The sequence below is a fragment of the Nocardioides nanhaiensis genome, from assembly GCF_039542785.1.
Taxonomy (GTDB): Bacteria; Actinomycetota; Actinomycetes; order Propionibacteriales; family Nocardioidaceae; genus Nocardioides; species Nocardioides nanhaiensis.
The window spans coordinates 135318-151264 of sequence record NZ_BAABIM010000004.1; the positions used below are offsets into that span (position 1 = coordinate 135318).

General features: G+C 72.4%; 15 protein-coding genes. 2 read left to right on the top strand and 13 right to left on the bottom strand.

Annotated features, from left to right (window positions below; translation table 11 throughout):
- The first annotated feature begins 82 nt into the window (after positions 1–82).
- On the top strand, positions 83–748 hold the full coding sequence (locus ABD948_RS17715; RefSeq protein WP_345268315.1) for an LON peptidase substrate-binding domain-containing protein: 666 nt from the start codon (positions 83–85) through the stop codon (positions 746–748).
- A 26-nt stretch (positions 749–774) separates the two neighbouring features.
- Positions 775–1278: a Cys-tRNA(Pro) deacylase gene (gene ybaK / locus ABD948_RS17720; protein WP_345268317.1), complete on the top strand. Its 504-nt coding sequence runs from the start codon at positions 775–777 to the stop codon at positions 1276–1278.
- A gap of 70 nt (positions 1279–1348) precedes the next feature.
- On the opposite strand, the gene ABD948_RS17725 is transcribed toward ybaK, so the two are convergent.
- From ABD948_RS17725 to ftsZ, 13 genes are all read right to left on the bottom strand, one after another.
- The gene (locus ABD948_RS17725; protein WP_345268319.1) at positions 1349–3097 is read right to left on the bottom strand and encodes a DUF3352 domain-containing protein; all 1749 of its coding nucleotides are present in this window, start codon (positions 3095–3097) and stop codon (positions 1349–1351) included.
- A 339-nt stretch (positions 3098–3436) separates the two neighbouring features.
- Positions 3437–4060: a hypothetical protein gene (locus tag ABD948_RS17730; RefSeq protein WP_345268322.1), complete on the bottom strand. Its 624-nt coding sequence runs from the start codon at positions 4058–4060 to the stop codon at positions 3437–3439.
- Complete coding sequence (gene dnaE, locus ABD948_RS17735) at positions 4048–7599, bottom strand: DNA polymerase III subunit alpha (protein WP_345268324.1); 3552 nt, start codon at positions 7597–7599, stop codon at positions 4048–4050. The genes ABD948_RS17730 and dnaE overlap by 13 nt, the downstream gene beginning before the upstream one ends.
- A 150-nt stretch (positions 7600–7749) precedes the next feature.
- Positions 7750–8535 (bottom strand): GNAT family N-acetyltransferase, encoded by a 786-nt coding sequence (locus ABD948_RS17740; RefSeq protein WP_345268326.1) that lies wholly within the window; start codon positions 8533–8535, stop codon positions 7750–7752.
- Entirely contained in the window at positions 8525–9460 is a 936-nt protein-coding gene (locus tag ABD948_RS17745; RefSeq protein ID WP_345268328.1) for an RluA family pseudouridine synthase, read from the bottom strand. The genes ABD948_RS17740 and ABD948_RS17745 overlap by 11 nt, the downstream gene beginning before the upstream one ends.
- Entirely contained in the window at positions 9457–9996 is a 540-nt protein-coding gene (locus ABD948_RS17750) for a signal peptidase II (RefSeq protein ID WP_345268330.1), read from the bottom strand. Before ABD948_RS17750 ends, ABD948_RS17745 begins: the two co-directional genes overlap by 4 nt.
- A gap of 74 nt (positions 9997–10070) precedes the next feature.
- A complete protein-coding gene (locus tag ABD948_RS17755) occupies positions 10071–10988 on the bottom strand; it encodes a TraR/DksA family transcriptional regulator (RefSeq protein ID WP_345268332.1) in 918 nt (305 codons plus the stop codon).
- A 165-nt stretch (positions 10989–11153) separates the two neighbouring features.
- Entirely contained in the window at positions 11154–11909 is a 756-nt protein-coding gene (locus tag ABD948_RS17760; protein ID WP_345268334.1) for a DivIVA domain-containing protein, read from the bottom strand.
- A 140-nt stretch (positions 11910–12049) separates the two neighbouring features.
- The gene (locus ABD948_RS17765; protein WP_345268336.1) at positions 12050–12337 is read right to left on the bottom strand and encodes a YggT family protein; all 288 of its coding nucleotides are present in this window, start codon (positions 12335–12337) and stop codon (positions 12050–12052) included.
- A gap of 70 nt (positions 12338–12407) precedes the next feature.
- Positions 12408–12950, bottom strand: coding sequence for a cell division protein SepF (locus ABD948_RS17770; protein ID WP_345268338.1), 543 nt, complete (start codon positions 12948–12950; stop codon positions 12408–12410).
- A gap of 70 nt (positions 12951–13020) precedes the next feature.
- Entirely contained in the window at positions 13021–13749 is a 729-nt protein-coding gene (locus ABD948_RS17775; RefSeq protein WP_345268340.1) for a YggS family pyridoxal phosphate-dependent enzyme, read from the bottom strand.
- 14 nt (positions 13750–13763) lie between these two features.
- Complete coding sequence (locus ABD948_RS17780) at positions 13764–14498, bottom strand: purine nucleoside phosphorylase YfiH/LACC1 family protein (RefSeq protein WP_345268342.1); 735 nt, start codon at positions 14496–14498, stop codon at positions 13764–13766.
- A 119-nt stretch (positions 14499–14617) separates the two neighbouring features.
- Positions 14618–15865, bottom strand: a complete 1248-nt coding sequence (ftsZ, locus tag ABD948_RS17785) for a cell division protein FtsZ (RefSeq protein WP_345268344.1) — start codon at positions 15863–15865, stop codon at positions 14618–14620.
- Positions 15866–15947 lie beyond the last annotated feature (82 nt).

Below are 15947 nucleotides of genomic sequence, written 5' to 3' on the forward strand. Positions count from 1 at the left end.
CGCTGCGGCCCAGCACCTCTCGGACCGTCGGCGCGCGTGCGGCAGCCCGACCTGCCACCGAACAGCCACTACGCTCGAGAACGTGAGCGACCCCCTGCCGATGTTCCCCCTGAACTCGGTGCTGTTCCCCGGCCTCAGCGTGCCGCTGCGCGTCTTCGAGGACCGCTACCGGGCACTGGTGCACCACCTGCTGCGGGTGGAGGACCCGACCGAGCGCGTCTTCGGCTCGGTCGCCATCCGCGAGGGCTACGAGGTGGGCGACCACGGCGCCCAGTCGCTGTTCCGGGTGGGCTGCCGGGTGCGACTCACCGAGTTGGAGTCCCACCCCGACGGGACGTTCTCGGTCGTGGCGGTCGGGCTCGACCGCATCCAGCTCGACCACCTCGACACCTCCGGGTTGTTCCCGGTCGGCCACGTCACCGAGCGCCCCGAGCGCAGCGAGTCGGTGCCGGAGGAGGTGCTCGAGATCGCCCGGGCGACCTTCACCGCCTACCGGCAGGCCCTTTCCCAGATCGCCAGCGACCCCTACTCCGGGCAGCTCCCCCGCGACGCCGAGTACCTCTCGTGGACCCTCGCCGCCTGCTCGCCGCTGCCGATGACCGAGCGGCAGGCGCTGCTGGAGGCCGAGGACGCCGGCGAGCGGCTCGCGCTGGTGACCGACCTGCTGCGCACCGAGCTGCGCGCCATGAACGTGATCCCGTCGCTGCCCGCCACCGAGGTGGCGCGCACCCGTTGGTCGCCCAACTAGGCATCCGGGTTGCCGGGGGCACCAGCATGACGAAGAAGCGCGGTGCCGCGCCCGGCGGCGCGGCCACACCCGCGACGCGGGTCCTCGCGGCCGCCGGGGTGGCCTTCACGGTGCGCCCCTACGAGCACGACCCTCGTTCTCAGCAGAGCTACGGCCTCGAGGCCGCCACCGCTCTGGGAGTCGACCCGGCCCGGGTGTTCAAGACCCTGCTCACCCGCGTCGACGGCGACCTGACGGTGGGGGTGGTGCCGGTGACGGGCCAGCTGGACCTCAAGGCGCTGGCGCGCGCCGTCGGCGGATCCCGCGCCGAGATGGCGCCGGTGGCCGACGCCGAGCGCGCCACCGGCTACGTGGTGGGCGGCATCTCGCCACTCGGGCAGCGCCGGCAGCTGCCCACGGTGGTGGACGCCGCGGCCGCGGAGCACGCGACGATCCTCGTCTCGGCGGGCCGTCGCGGTCTCGACCTGGAGCTCGCACCCGAGGACCTGGTGCGGCTCTGCGCGGCCGTCGTGGCCCCCGTCTCGCGCTGACTCGATCCAGCGAATGCGGCGGCCCCGACACCGCGGGTGCGGTGCCGGGGCCGGCCGGTGGGTCGTGCGGTCAGTCGGTGGTCATGCGGAACACCGAGTGCGCCACGTCGTCGTCGTCCAGCCACCCGGTGAAGCCGAGGCCCGACAACGGCTCGGCGTTCTCGCGCACCTCGCCCGGCGCGCCGGCGCTCTCCAGGAGGTTGTCGAGCACGCCGTCGCCGGCGTCGAAGTTCACGAAGAACACCGAGGCGGCGTCCTCGCGGACGACGTCCTGGTACACCTCGTTGTCGCCCAGGCCGCCGTCACCCAGCAGCTCCTCGCGATAACCCTCGTTGGGGCTGATCGCCAGCACGTCACCCTCGGAGTCGGTGCCGAGGAACTCGCCGACCATGCCGGTGGGGTCTTGCTCCAGCAGCTTGTCCAGGACGCGCTGGGTCTCCTCGGGGTCGCCGGTGATCCGGGCACCGACCGGAGCGTCGGCCGGGCCCGACATCCCCTCGAAGTCGATGTCGGCGCTGACGCCGACGGCGATCGAGTCGCCCAGCAGCGCCTCGACGTCCTCGGGGATCGCCAGACCGGTCTGCGACTCCAGCGCCTCGATCTGGCCCTCGAGGTCGAACTCCTCGCCGAGGAAGGCGCTGTAGTAGTCGATCAGCGACTGTCCCCAGCCGTCCTCGAACCCGGCGCCGAACGCGACCATCGTGTCCGCGGGCAGGGCCGCGACGGCGGCACCGCCCTCCTCGCTCGGGCTCAGGCCGTACTGCTTGCCCAGGTTGCCGTCGGCGGCCACCTCGACCTCGAGCGAGCCGTCGGCGAAGCGGATGTTCATGGCGCCGCCCTGGAAGTCCTCGAAGATCGCGGCGATCGCGTCGGCATCGGGTTCGGGCAGGCCGGGCACCGTCGGCTCCGGCGTGGCGCCTGCGCCCTCGGCGGCCTCGATGCAGGCCTGGAACTCCTCGGACTGGGCAACGGGGTCGAGCTCGAAGCACTCGGAGATGTCTCCGGTCGGTGCGGGCGAGACCTCTGCCGCCGAGGGGATCTCGGCCATGCTGCTGCCCATCGAGGCCAGGCCCGCCAGCTCGTCGGCCAGCTCCTTGCCCACGTCGGGCGAGGCGTAGCCCTGCACGATGCCGGCGTCGCCCGCGGCCGAGGTCCACTTCTGGAAGTCGGCGTCGTCGGCCAGGCTCTCCTCGGCCGCACCCTCGGCGGCGCTCTCGGCGATCTCGGAGGTCTCGGCCACCAGGGCCCACTCGTCGTCGATCGCCCAGCCGGCACCCCCGCTGTCGCCGCTGCACTCGTTGAGCTTCTCGAAGGTCTCCTCGGCGGCGCCGCCGTCGCTGACCTGGACGACGAAGACCGGGGCCGGGTCCTCGTCCTCGCCCTGGCTGATCGCGGCCACGGCGAAGCGCTCACCCAGCCACGGCTCGATGTCCTCGTCGTAGTCCAGGGAGCACTCCTCGTCCTCGGCCAGGGCCTCCTCCAGGAGCTTGCGGCGCAGGTCGGTGCCCTCCTCCACGCCCTCCTCGTCGAAGATCTGCTCGATGGCGGGGAACTTCTTGAGCGTGTTGTAGGCCTCGATCTTCTGCGAGCCGCTGGGGTCGAGGTCGAGGCTGAGGTAGCCCAGGGTGTTCGCGGGCAGGGCCTCGGCGGGCTGGGGGCCGGTGCCGGAGAACCAGGAGTAGGCGGCGAAGGCGCCGCCACCGAGGGCGAGGATGCCGACGACGCCACCGGCGACCAGCGCCTTGCGGCGACCGCCGCCGCTCTTGCCCGCGGCCGGAGGGGTCGGGGGCAGCGGGCCGCCACCGCCCTGGGAGAGCACTTCCGGAGCACCCTGCGGGGGCGCTGCCGGGGGTCCGGCGGGGGGACCCCAGCCGGGGGCGCCACCGGCGGGCGGGCCGGACGGCGGTCCGGACGGCGGTCCGGACGGGGGGCCGCTGGGAGGGCCGCTCGGAGGGCCGCTGGGGGGCTGGTTCGTCGACATCGGGGAACTCCCTGTCTGGGCGTCGTCTACGGGCAGGCTGCTGGGCTGCTCGGGCTGGATCGGGGTGCGGTCCGTGCCACGGTCGGCTCGTCGGGCGATGACCGCGCCGGCCGGGAGGTCCCGAGGTCACCGGGCTGGTCGTCGGTCGGACGGGAGACTACCCGCCCTGGTTCCCGTTCAATCCTGTCTCGAGCCGCCGACCTCGGCGGCGCCGGACGAGTGCCCGGACGCACGCCCGGACGAGCGCACGGACAGGGGATCCCCCGCCTGCTCACCACGGGGTCGGTGGACGCCCACGTAGGTGAGTGCGAGACCGACCAGGGCCCCCAGCGGCAGCGCCGCGAAGGGGCTGCGACCGCTGACGGCCAGCGTGCCCAGCAGCCGGGTGCCGTCCTCGGCCCCGGCGGCCACCGGTGCGGGGTCGGGCGGCGCCAGCGCGACGCCGACCCGGTACATCACCCAGGTGGCCAGGACGCTGCCCACCACCACCGCGGCGAGCGAGACGAGCTCCTCGCGGCTGAGCAGGAGCGCGACGAGCACCCCGACCAGCACACCGGTGGCCACCGCGACGACCACGAACCACCCCGTGCCCTGGAACTGCGCCGCCGACCCCACGGGCGGCAGCGGGATCCACCTGCCCTCGACGGCGACCCCGGGCGGTGCCGGGGCCCACAGCCGGTGCCAGACCCATCCGGCCGCGGCGCCGCAGAGCGCGAGCAGCGCGACGATCAGTGCCGCCTGCACGGCCGCGCCGCGCCAGCGCGACGGGCTCGGGGCAGCCGACGTGCTCAGGTCAGGCATCCCGGACCGAGCAGCTGCTTGAGGTCGGCGAAGAGCGCGGGGCTCGGCGTCACCCGGTGGGTGTCACCGATGCGCATGAGCAGGGTCTTGTCGCGCATCAGCACCTTCAGGTGCACCTCGGTGACGCCGGGGTGGGTGCGCAGCACGTCCTTGAGGTTCTCCACCGTGTCGGTGTTGACCCGGGTCTGCGGCAGCTTGACCACCACGGGACCGCTCGGTCCGTCGCTGAGGTCGGGGACCGAGACCTCCTGCCCGAGCAGCTCGGGTTGGTCCTTGCTGCGCGAGAGCCGGCCCTTGACCGTCAGGATCGCGTCCTGGGTGAGGAAGGGGCTGGCCAGCTGGTAGGAGCTGGGGAACAGCAGCACCTCGATGGCACCCTCGAGGTCCTCCAGGGTGACCATCGCCCACGCGTCGCCGCGCTTGGTGATCTTGCGCTGCACCGCGGTGACCAGCCCGGCGACGGTGACCATGGCGCCGTCGGGGCGCTCCTCGTCGGTCATCAGCTGACCGATCGTGCAGTCGGTGCCTTGGGAGAGCACGTGCTCGAGGCCCAGCAGCGGGTGGTCGGAGACGTAGAGGCCGAGCATGTCGCGCTCGTGGCCGAGCAGCGTCATCTTGTCCCACTCGTCGAGGTGGTCGGGCACGTCGACGCGGGTGCCGGCCGAGCCGATGTCGGCCGCCTCGAGCAGGTCGAACATCGAGTCCTGGCCGCCGTCGGAGTTCTTCTTGGCGTCGACGAACTTGTCGACGGCCTCCTCGTGCACCGCCACGATGGCGCGCCGCTTGTGCTTCATGTCGTCGAAGGCGCCGGCCCGGGCCAGGGAGTCGATGAGCCGCTTGTTGCACACCGCCAGCGGCACCTTGTCGAGGAAGTCGTTGAAGTCCTCGAACCGGCCCTTGGCCTCGCGCGCCTCGACGATCTTCTCGACCACGTTGGCGCCGACGTTGCGCACGGCGGTGAGCCCGAAGCGGACGTCGTGCCCCACCGGGGTGAAGTTGCTGGCCGACTCGTTGACGTCGGGCGGGAGCACCTGGATGCGCATCCGGCGGCACTCGTTGAGGTAGATCGCCGACTTGTCCTTGTCGTCCTTGGTGGAGGTCAGCAGGGCCGCCATGTACTCGGCCGGGTAGTTGGCCTTGAGGTAGGCGGTCCAGTAGGAGACGAGTCCGTAGGCCGCCGAGTGCGCCTTGTTGAAGGCGTAGTCGGAGAACGGGAGCAGGATCTCCCACAGCTTGTTGACGGCGTTCATCGAGTACCCGCGCTCGACCATGCCGGCGGAGAAGCCCGCGAACTGCTTGTCCAGCTCCTCCTTCTTCTTCTTGCCCATGGCGCGGCGCAGGATGTCGGCCTGGCCCAGCGAGTAGCCGGCGAGCTTCTGCGCGATCGCCATCACCTGCTCCTGGTACACGATCAGGCCGTAGGTCTCCCCCAGCACGTCGGCCAGCGGCTCGGCGAGCTCGGGGTGGATCGCCTCCACGGGCTCGCGACCGGTCTTGCGCCGGGCGTACTTGTTGTGGGAGTCCGCGCCCATCGGGCCGGGGCGGTAGAGCGCACCGACCGCGGAGATGTCCTCGAAGCAGTCGGGCTTCATGGAGCGCAGCAGCGCGCGCATCGGGCCGCCGTCGAGCTGGAAGACGCCCAGGGTGTCGCCGCGCTGGAGCAGGCCGTAGGTGGCGGGGTCGTCGAGACCGAGCTCCTCGAGCACCACGGTCTCGCCCCGGTTGGCCTGGATGTTGCGCAGGGCGTCGTCGAGGACGGTGAGGTTGCGCAGCCCCAGGAAGTCCATCTTGATCAGGCCCAGCGACTCGCACGTCGGGTAGTCGAACTGGGTGATCATCGCGCCGTCGGCGGGCCGCTTGAGCAGCGGGATGACGTCGAGCAGCGGCTCGCTCGACATGATGACGCCTGCCGCGTGCACGCCCCACTGGCGCTTGAGGCCCTCGATGCCGATCGCGGTGTCGACGACCTTCTTGACGTCGTTGTCGGAGTCGTAGAGCGAGCGGAACTCCCCGCCCTCGCCGAACCGCTTGTGCTGGGGGTCGAAGATCTCCTTGAGCGGGACGTCCTTGCCCATCACCGAGGCCGGCATGGCCTTGGTGATGCGGTCGCCCATCGCGAAGGGGTAGTTGAGGATCCGCGCGGAGTCCTTGACGGCCTGCTTGGCCTTGATGGTGCCGTAGGTGACGATGTAGGAGACCCGGTCGTCGCCGTACTTCTCGGTGACGTAGCGGATCACCTCGCCGCGCCGGCGCTCGTCGAAGTCGATGTCGAAGTCGGGCATCGAGACGCGGTCGGGGTTGAGGAAGCGCTCGAAGATCAGGCCGTGCTCGAGCGGGTCGAGGTCGGTGATGCGCATCGCGTAGGCCACCATCGACCCGGCACCGGAGCCGCGGCCCGGGCCGACGCGGATCCCGTTGTTCTTGGCCCAGTTGATGAAGTCCGCGACCACCAGGAAGTAGCCGGCGAAGCCCATCTGGGTGATCACGGTGATCTCGAAGTCCGCCTGCTTGCGCGAGGCCTCCGGGATGCCGCCGGGGTAGCGGGCCTGCAGCCCCCGCTCGACCTCCTTGACCATCCAGGAGTCCTCGTTCTCGCCCTCGGGGCAGGGGAACTTGGGCATGTACTTGCCCACGGCCTCGGAGAACTGGACGTCGCAGCGCTCGGCGATGAGCAGGGTGTTGTCGCAGGCGGCCGGGTAGTCGCGCCAGAGCTCGCGCATCTCGGCCGCGGACTTGATGTAGTAGCCGTCACCGGAGAACGCGAAGCGCTGGCCCGGGCCGTCACCGGCCGGGATGTCCATCGTGGAGCCGGAGTTGATGCACAGCAGGTGCTCCTGGCTGGGCGCGTCCTCCTTCATCACGTAGTGGGAGTCGTTGGTGGCCAGCAGCGGGATCTTCAGGTCCTCGGCCAGCCGCAGCAGCCCCGCTCGGACCCGGTTCTCGATCGAGAGGCCGTGGTCCATCAGCTCCAGGAAGTAGTTCTCGCGGCCGAGGATGTCCTGGAAGTCCCCGGCGGTCTTGCGCGCGGCCTCGTAGTTGCCGTAGCGCAGGTGCACCTGCACCTCGCCCGAGGGGCACCCGGTGGTGCCGATGAGCCCCTTGCTGTGCTGGGCGAGCAGCTCGCGGTCGGCACGGGGGTGCTGGAAGAAGCCGTCGCGCCACGCGCCCGTGGAGAGCCGGAAGAGGTTGTGCATGCCCTCGGTGGACTCCGAGAGCAGCGTCATGTGCGTGTAGGCGCCGCGGCTGGAGACGTCGTCGGGGCCGCCGTCGTAGAAGTTGACGCGCTTGCGCTCGAAGCGGCTGATGTCGGGGGTGAAGTAGGCCTCGATGCCGATGATCGGCTTGACCCCGGCGGCCTTGGCCTTGGAGTAGAACTCGTAGGCGCCGAACACGTTGCCGTGGTCGGTCATCGCGATCGCCGGCATGCCCAGCTCGGCGGCGCGCTGGGTGAGCGCGCCCAGGCGCGCGGCGCCGTCGAGCATGGAGTACTCGGTGTGCACGTGCAGGTGGACGAAGCTGTCGCTGGCACCTGTCGTCATGCGGACTCAGGTCTCCTCGGGGCGGTCGGCGGCGTGCGTGGAACGGGTGGTGCGGCGGTCTGACAGTGGTGCGCAGCCCTCGCGCGAGGCGACCGGCCGACCTGTCCGGGGAAGGGTCGTCAGCCTACGCGACGGCGTGGGCCGATGGTGTCAGGCACCGCCGACACCCGGCTCGGCAGGCGGGCCGTCCGCAGCCGCCGCGAGGCTCTCGGTGATCACGGTGTGCACGATCCGCTCCAGCCGCTCCACGCCCAGGCCGGGCGCGTGGGCGGCCATCGCCACCGCGATCGCCCGCTCCCGGGCCAGGTCGCGACCCGGCGACCGCTTGTGGGGCTGGACGGCCGCGGTGAGGGCCGCCCGACGCGCCAGCAGCCGCCCCAGCTGCTCGTCGACGTCGTCGATGAGCCCGCGCAGGTAGCCGACCGGGTCGACGCCGGACCAGGCCATCCGCACGTCGGGCGCCTGCTCCTCGTTCTCCGAGCCGTCGGTGCGCTCCAGCTCGACCAGGCCGTGACGAGCGTAGAAGGCTCGCGCCGGGGCGTTGGACTCGAAGACCCACAGGCTGAACCCCGCGGGACGGGCGGCCTGCGCCAGCCCCAGCAGCGCCGAGCCGACGCCGGCACCGGCCGCGGCCGGGTGCACGTAGAGGTCCTCGAGCCAGGCGTCGTCCAACCGCAGGTAGCCGACCACGCGGCCCCGCGCCTCCTGGGCCACCCACACCTCGTGCCCACCGCGTCCGCCGTCCCCCGACCCGGCACGCGCGATGGCGCGAGCCAGGTGCTCGTGCACGACGGCGTCCGGGTGGACCGGGTCGGGCATGGGGGCGGCGCGGCGCGCCGCGACGTGGATCCCGGCCAGCGCGGCGGCGTCGCCGTCGTGCGCGGGACGGATCACCAGGTCGGCTCGCACGGGTCCCCGGACTGGGTCAGTGGGCATCGCGGATGATCTCGAGGGCGCGGGCCAGGTCCTGCGGCGGTGCGGACTCGAAGCTCACCTGCTCCCCGGATCCCGGGTGCTCGAAGCCCAGCCGTACCGCGTGCAGCCACTGGCGCTGCAGCCCCAGCCGAGCCGCGAGCGTGGGGTCGGCGCCGTAGGTGAGGTCGCCGACGCACGGGTGCTTCAGGGCCGACATGTGCACCCGGATCTGGTGGGTGCGCCCGGTCTCGAGGTGCACCTCGAGCAGGCTGGCGTAGCGGTGGGCCTCCAGCGTCTTGTAGTGCGTGACGCTGGGACGGCCGCCGTCGAGCACCGCGAACTTGTAGTCGGCACCGGGGTGCCGGGCGATCGGGGCGTCCACCGTGCCCTCGAGGGGGTCGGGGTGCCCCTGCACGAGCGCCTGGTAGGTCTTGTCGACGGTGCGCTCGCGGAAGGCGTTCTTGAGCCGTGAGTAGGCGCGCTCGGACTTGCAGATCACCATCACGCCCGAGGTGCCGACGTCGAGGCGCTGGACGATGCCCTGGCGCTCGGAGGCTCCGCTGGTGGAGATCCGGTACCCGGCGCCGGCCAGGTGGCCGACGACGGTGGGCCCCTGCCAGCCGGGCGAGGGGTGCACCGCGACGCCGACCGGCTTGTCGATCACGACGATGTCGTCGTCGTCGTGGATGATCGAGATGCCCTCGACGATCTCGGGGGTCACCTCGAGCGGGTCGGCCACCACCGGCATGGTCACCTCGAGCAGCGCCCCGGGCAGGACGCGGTCGCTCTTGGCCACGGGGTCCCCGTCGAGCACCACGAGTCCCTGCGCGATCAGCTCTGCGGCCCGGGTGCGCGAGAGCCCGAGCATCTTCGCCATGGCGGCGTCGACGCGCTCGCCCGCGAGACCCTCGGGCACGTGCAGGGTGCGGTAGTCGGCCTGGGTCACGCGCTCGCCTCCCGCTCGGTCGAGGTCGTCTCCGGGGTTGACTCCTCGCCGGCCCGCTCGCCACGGCGTCGCTTGGCGGGCCGCTCGGGCTCGCGCGTGGCGTCGATGCGGACACCCCGGAAGGCCTGCACCAGCACGAGTGCAGCGCCGGCGTTGATGCACATGTCGGCGATGTTGAAGACCGGCCAGTTGGGGAGCATCAGGAAGTCGATGACGTGCCCGCGGAACGGACCCGGCTCGCGCAGCAACCGGTCGGTCAGGTTGCCCCCGATACCGGCCAGCAGCAGCCCCAGGGCCACGCCCCAGAGCACGCTGGCGACCCGGCGGCTGAGCCAGAGCACCACCAGGACCGCGACGAGCGCCACCCAGGAGAGCACCACCGTGTACTCGGTGCCGGTGCTGAAGGCGGCGCCGGGATTGGTCGTGAAGTGCAGGACCAGGAGGTCGCCGACCAGCGGGACGTCGGGCTGCCCGCGCAGTCGCTCGACCGCGAGCACCTTCGTGACGACGTCGACGGCGTACAGGACGCCGGCCACCAGCACCAGCGTGAGCAGGGCAGCCCGTCGACGTGGGCGACCGGGCGAGGCCGCCCCGTCAGGCTGGTCGGGCTCTACCGGCGTTCCTCGCGCTGCTTGCATGTCAGGCACAGTGTGGCACGCGGGAAGGCCATCAACCGCATCTTCCCGATCGGCTCCCCGCATGACTCGCAGCGTCCGTAGGTGCCGTCCTCGATGCGCGCCAGCGCCCGCTCGATCTGGGCCAGCTTGTCCCGCTCGTTGTTGAGGACGGTCAGCTCGTGGTCGCGCTCGAAGCTCGAGGCGCCCATGTCGGCCTGGTCGTGCCCGGCGCCGTCGCCGGCGTCGCGCAGCAGCCCGGACAGCTCCGACTCCTGGGTGGCGACGATCTCGCTGGAGTGCTGCTGCTGCTCGCGCAGCTCCCCCAGCACCTCCTCGAGCTCGGCGGAGGTCCAAGCCGACTCGTCCTCCCGGACGGCCAGCTGGGCCGGGGCGGCCTTCTTGGCGGGCGCGATCTTCTTGGCGGGCGCGGTCTTCTTCGCGGCCGGCGCAGCCTTCTTCGCGGCCGGCGCGGTCTTCTTCGCGGGCGCGGTCTTCTTCGCGGGCGCAGCCTTCTTCGCGGGCGCGGCCTTCTTCGCGGGCGCGGCCTTCTTCGCGGGCGCGGTCTTCTTCGCGGGCGCAGCCTTCTTCGCCGGCGCAGCCTTCTTCGCCGGCGCGGCCTTCTTCGCGGGCGCAGCCTTCTTCGCCGGCGCGGCCTTCTTCGCGGGCGCCGCCTTCTTGGCCGGCGCAGCCTTCTTGGCGGGCGCAGCCTTCTTCGCGGGCGCAGCCTTCTTCGCGGGCGCAGCCTTCTTCGCGGGCGCCGCCTTCTTCGCCGCCGGGGCCGACTTCTTCGCCGGCGCGGCCTTCGCGGCGCCCGTGGCGGTCTTGGCGGCCTTCTTCGCCCCCCGCGAGATGGCCGAGCGGGCGGCCGAGGCTGCTTGACCGGCCAACGTCCTCGTGCTGCTGCGCGCCACTTGTGGCCTCCTCAGAGCTCCGCCGGCCCGTACCTGCGGGATGCGGGGAGGGTAACGGCTCGGGCACGGGCTTCCAAACAGGCTCGCCCGGGGACGGCACGACGGCCGGCCCCCGAGGGGAACCGGCCGTCGCCGTGGTGCTGAGGTGTCGTGGAGCCGGGTGGCTCAGCCCTCTTCGTCGCCCAGGATCGACCGCAGGCGCTTGGGCGCCGGGGTGTCCTCGTTGGGAGCCGGCGTCTCCGAGCTGCCCTGCAGGGCCTCGAGCTGCTGGGTGAAGTACGTCTTGAGACGCGAGCGGTACTCGCGCTCGAAGGAGCGCAGGTTCTCGACGTCGACGTTGAGCTTGTCGCGCTCCTTCTCCAGGTCGCCGAAGAGCTGCTGACGACGCTCGGCGGTCTCGGCGTCGAGCATCTGCGCACGCGAGCGGGCGTCGGACTCCAGCCGGTCGGCCTTGCTCTTGGACTCGCTCTCGAGGCGCTCGGCCTTGGTGCGGGCCTCGCCCACGATCTTGTCGGCCTCGTTCTTGGCCTCGTCGACCAGCTCGTCAGCGTTGCGCGTCGCGATCTCGAGCAGCCGTGCCGCGGCGTTGGAGGCCTCGGGGACGGTCTCGACCCGGATGGTCTCGGGGGCGGCCGCGGGGGCCGGGGTGGCGACCGGAGCCGGGGGCGGCGGCGGTGCCTGCTGCGGCTCGGGCTCGGGCTGCTTCGGCGGGCTGTAGGCCTCGACCGGGGCCGGGGCAGCGGCGGCACCGGACTGCGCGGCAGCCAGCTTGGAGCGCAGCTCGTCGTTCTCCTTGGTGAGGCGAGCGAGCTCGGCCTCGACCTCGTCGAGGAACTGATCGACCTCACCCATGTCGTACCCCTCCCGGAGTCGCACGGGCGTGAAGCGCTTGTTGCTCACGTCCTCAGGAGTCAGTGGCATGACCTCACCCAATTCATTGGTCGGTAGTCCTTACTTGTCGGCGAACAATAGCGGCTGTCTGGGGCTGGTGTGACCCCGGTGACGGGAGCGGCCTCACGGGGGCCTCCCACGGGGCCGGTCAGGTGCTCCTCGGAGAACTCCTAGAAGAACACCGAGCGGTTGACGTAGAGCAACACGTAGGCGCTCACCATCACCAGCAGGAAGCTCAGGTCGAGCGCCACCGATCCCAGCCGCAGCGGCGGAACCACCCGGCGCAGGGCCCGGATCGGTGGGTCGGTGGTGCTGTAGACGCCCTCGAGGCCCACCAGCAGCGGGCCGCGTGGGGTCCACGACCGGGCGAAGACCTGCACCCAGTCGACCACGAAGCGCACCCACAGCAGACCGATGAACACCACGAGGATGCCGTGGAAGATCTGGCCGACGATCATGACGCCCAGCCTACGTGGCGCAGGTGCCGCGACCCGAACCGGACGCAGGCGTGCACGTGCCCCGACGTGCTCAACTCTGGTTGAAGAAGCCGCCTGCCACGATGCGCTCCTTCTCCTCGGCCGCCACGGTGACGTTCGGCGGTGAGAGAAGGAACACCTTGTTGGTGATGCGCTCGATCGAGCCACGCGTGGCGAACACCAGACCGGCCGCGAAGTCGACCAGCCGCTTGGCGTCGGCGTCGTCCATCTCGGAGAGGTTCATGATCACCGGGGTGCCCTCGCGGAAGTTCTCCCCCACCGTGCGCGCCTCGTTGTAGGTGCGCGGGTGGAGCGTGGTGATCCGGGACAGCTCCGCCGCCGCGGCCGCAGCGGGCGCCATCACGGGAGCCGGGGCCACCCGCCGACGCTCGCTCAGGTCGGCGACCGGGGCCGCGGGGCGCTCGGCCTCGACCACGCCGGCGGCCGCCTCCGGGGCCCGGCGCGCGGGCCGCTCGGCCCGGACCGGCGCGGTCTCCTGCGTGGCGCGGCGGTCGTCGCCCTCGTAGGAGTCGTAGTCGCCGGTGTCCTCGAGCAGGCCGAGGTACTCGCCGATCCTGCGCATCGCACCGCTCATGACGTTGTGCCTCCGCTGTTCGGGCGGCCCCGGTCGGGGCCGCATCGGTGGTTCTTGGACAGTACTGGAATCAGGGCCTCGAACCGAGCACCGCGGAGCCGACGCGCACGTGTGTCGCGCCGACCGCCACGGCCTGCTCGAGGTCGCCGCTCATGCCCGCCGAGAGCCAGCCCGCGCCGGGGTGGTCGCGCAGGAACGCCTCGCGCAGCGCGGCCAGGCGGTCGAAGGCGGCCGCGGGGTCCTCGTCGAGCGGCGCGACCGCCATCAGTCCGCGCAGTCGCAGCGCGTCGGCCTGCGCGACCCGCTCGGCCAGCGCGGCGAGCCGGTCGGGCTCGACACCGCTGCGGTGGTCGGCGCCGGGCGGGTCGAGGCTCACCTGGCAGAGCACGTCGAGCGGCTCGCCGCGCTCGCCGGCGCCGCGGTCGAGGGGGCCCACGAGCTTGGCGCGGTCCAGGGAGTGCACGGCGGCGCTGTAGCGGGCCACGGCCGCGGCCTTGTTGCTCTGCAGTCCCCCGACGAAGTGCCACGCCAGCCCGAGGTCGGCACACTCCTCGGCCTTGGCCTGCGCCTCCTGGTGCCGGTTCTCGGCCACCTCGGTGACCCCCAGCGACGCCAGGATGCGCACGTCGGAGGCCGGGAAGAACTTGGTGACGACGACCAGCCGCACGTCCTCGGGCAGGCGCCCGGACACGGCCGCCGCCTCGTGGATCCGGGCGCGCACGCGCGCCAGGCCCTGGGCCACCGCCTCACCGCGCTCGTCGTGCTGCGCCTGATCCCTGTGCACGTCATCCCTGTGCACGTCACTCCCCTGGCTCATCCGGCACCTTCCGTCGCCTCGGCCTGCGTCAACCACACCAAGCCTCCCAGCCGACCGGAGGCGGCGCCGTCGCGACGGTAGGAGTGCAGGCGCGGCTCCTCGAGGGTGCAGCCGCCCACCTCGACGACGTGGGCGCCCAGCGCGTCGAGCTGGGCGCGGACGCCCGCCGCCAGGTCGATCGAGGGCGTGCCCCAGCGGGTGGTGGCAGCGGTGCCGGGTCGGCGGCGCTCGACCTCCTCGCGCATCGCGGCGGGCACCTCGTAGCAGGCCCCGCACACGTGCGGCCCGATCCACGCCCGCAGCTCGCGCGCCCCCAGCTCGGCCATCGCCGCGACGGCCCGCTCGACGACGCCCAGCACCACGCCGGCGCGACCGGCATGGGCCACGCCCACGACGCCGGCCCGGGTGTCGGCCAGCAGCACGGGGACGCAGTCGGCGACCCGCACCATCAGGCCCAGCCCGGGGGTGGCGGTGACCAGGGCGTCGGCGTCCGGGAAGAGCCCCGGAGAGGCCTGCGGCGGCGGGCTGGGCTCGGTGAGGTGCACGACGGTGTCGCCGTGCACCTGGTTGGCGCGCCCGAACCCGCGCACGCCGGTCTCGGCGACCAGCCGGTCGAGCACCCCGGGGAAGCCGGGGCGGGTGCCCTGCACGTCGAGGGAGGCGTCGGTGAAGGCGACGCCCACGCCTCGCCGCTCGGCGTCGGGACGGTACTGCTCACGAAACCAGAACACGGTGGGCGATCCTCCTCCACGGGTCAGGGCACGGACGGGCCCGGGCTCGGGGCGGCCGAACGCCCCACGGCCGGGAGGCTGCGGGGCGTTCGGGTGGCGCGAGTCAGGGACGGGCACCGTCACTTCAGGAAGTCGGGCACGTCCAGCTCGTCGTCGTCGTAGACCGGCGTGCGCGGCGCGGGGCGCGCGGCCTCGGTCGGCGTCGCAGCGCGGGTCGGCTCGGGGGCCGGTGCCGGCGCCGCTGCCGGGGCCGGGGCACGCTCCTCGCGCACCGCGGTGTCGGGCTCCTCGCGACGCCGGACGGCCTCGCTCGGCGCCGAGGGCGTGCTGGCGACGGCCGCGGCGGGCACGGCCTGGCGCGCCGGCGCTGCCTCCGCCACCGGCTTGCGCAGGGCGTTGCCCTCGGTGGCCGGCTTGGGCTGGCCGCCGTCGAAGCCCGCGGCAATCACCGTCACCCGCACCTCGTCGCCCAGGGCGTCGTCGATGGTGGCACCGAAGATGATGTTGGCCTCCGGGTGCACGGCGTCGGCCACGAGCGCCGCCGCCTCGTTGATCTCGAACAGGCCGAGGTCGGAGCCGCCGGCGATCGAGAGCAGCACGCCGTGGGCGCCGTCGATGCTGGCCTCGAGCAGCGGGCTGGAGACCGCCATCTCGGCAGCAGCCACCGAGCGGTCCTCGCCGCGGGCCGAGCCGATGCCCATCAGCGCAGAACCGGCGTTGGCCATCACCGACTTCACGTCGGCGAAGTCGAGGTTGATCAGGCCGGGAGTGGTGATCAGGTCGGTGATGCCCGAGACGCCCTGCAGCAGCACCTGGTCGGCCTGCTTGAAGGCGTCGAGGACCGAGACGTTGCGGTCGCTGATCGACAGCAGCCGGTCGTTGGGGATGACGATGAGGGTGTCGACCTCGTCGCGCAGCTGGGCGATGCCGTGCTCGGCCGAGCCGGCGCGACGACGACCCTCGAAGGCGAACGGGCGGGTGACCACGCCGATGGTCAGGGCGCCCAGCGAGCGGGCGATGCGCGCGACGACCGGCGCCCCGCCCGTGCCGGTGCCGCCGCCCTCGCCGGCGGTCACGAAGACCATGTCGGCGCCCTTCATGACCTCCTCGATCTCCTCGGCGTGGTCCTCGGCCGCCTGGGCACCCACGTCGGGGTTGGCGCCGGCGCCGAGGCCGCGGGTGAGCTCGCGGCCGATGTCGAGCTTCACGTCGGCGTCGCTCATGAGCAGCGCCTGGGCGTCGGTGTTGATGGCGATGAACTCGACGCCCTTGAGGCCGACCTCGATCATCCGGTTGACGGCGTTGACACCGCCCCCGCCGATACCGACCACCTTGATGATGGCCAGGTAGTTCTGTGCAGCTGCCACGGCGGCTTCACCTTTTCTGTGAGAGATCTGGGGTGGGTGGTGGATCGTGCGGCGGGGAAGTGGTCGAGGCTGGAACCCTGAC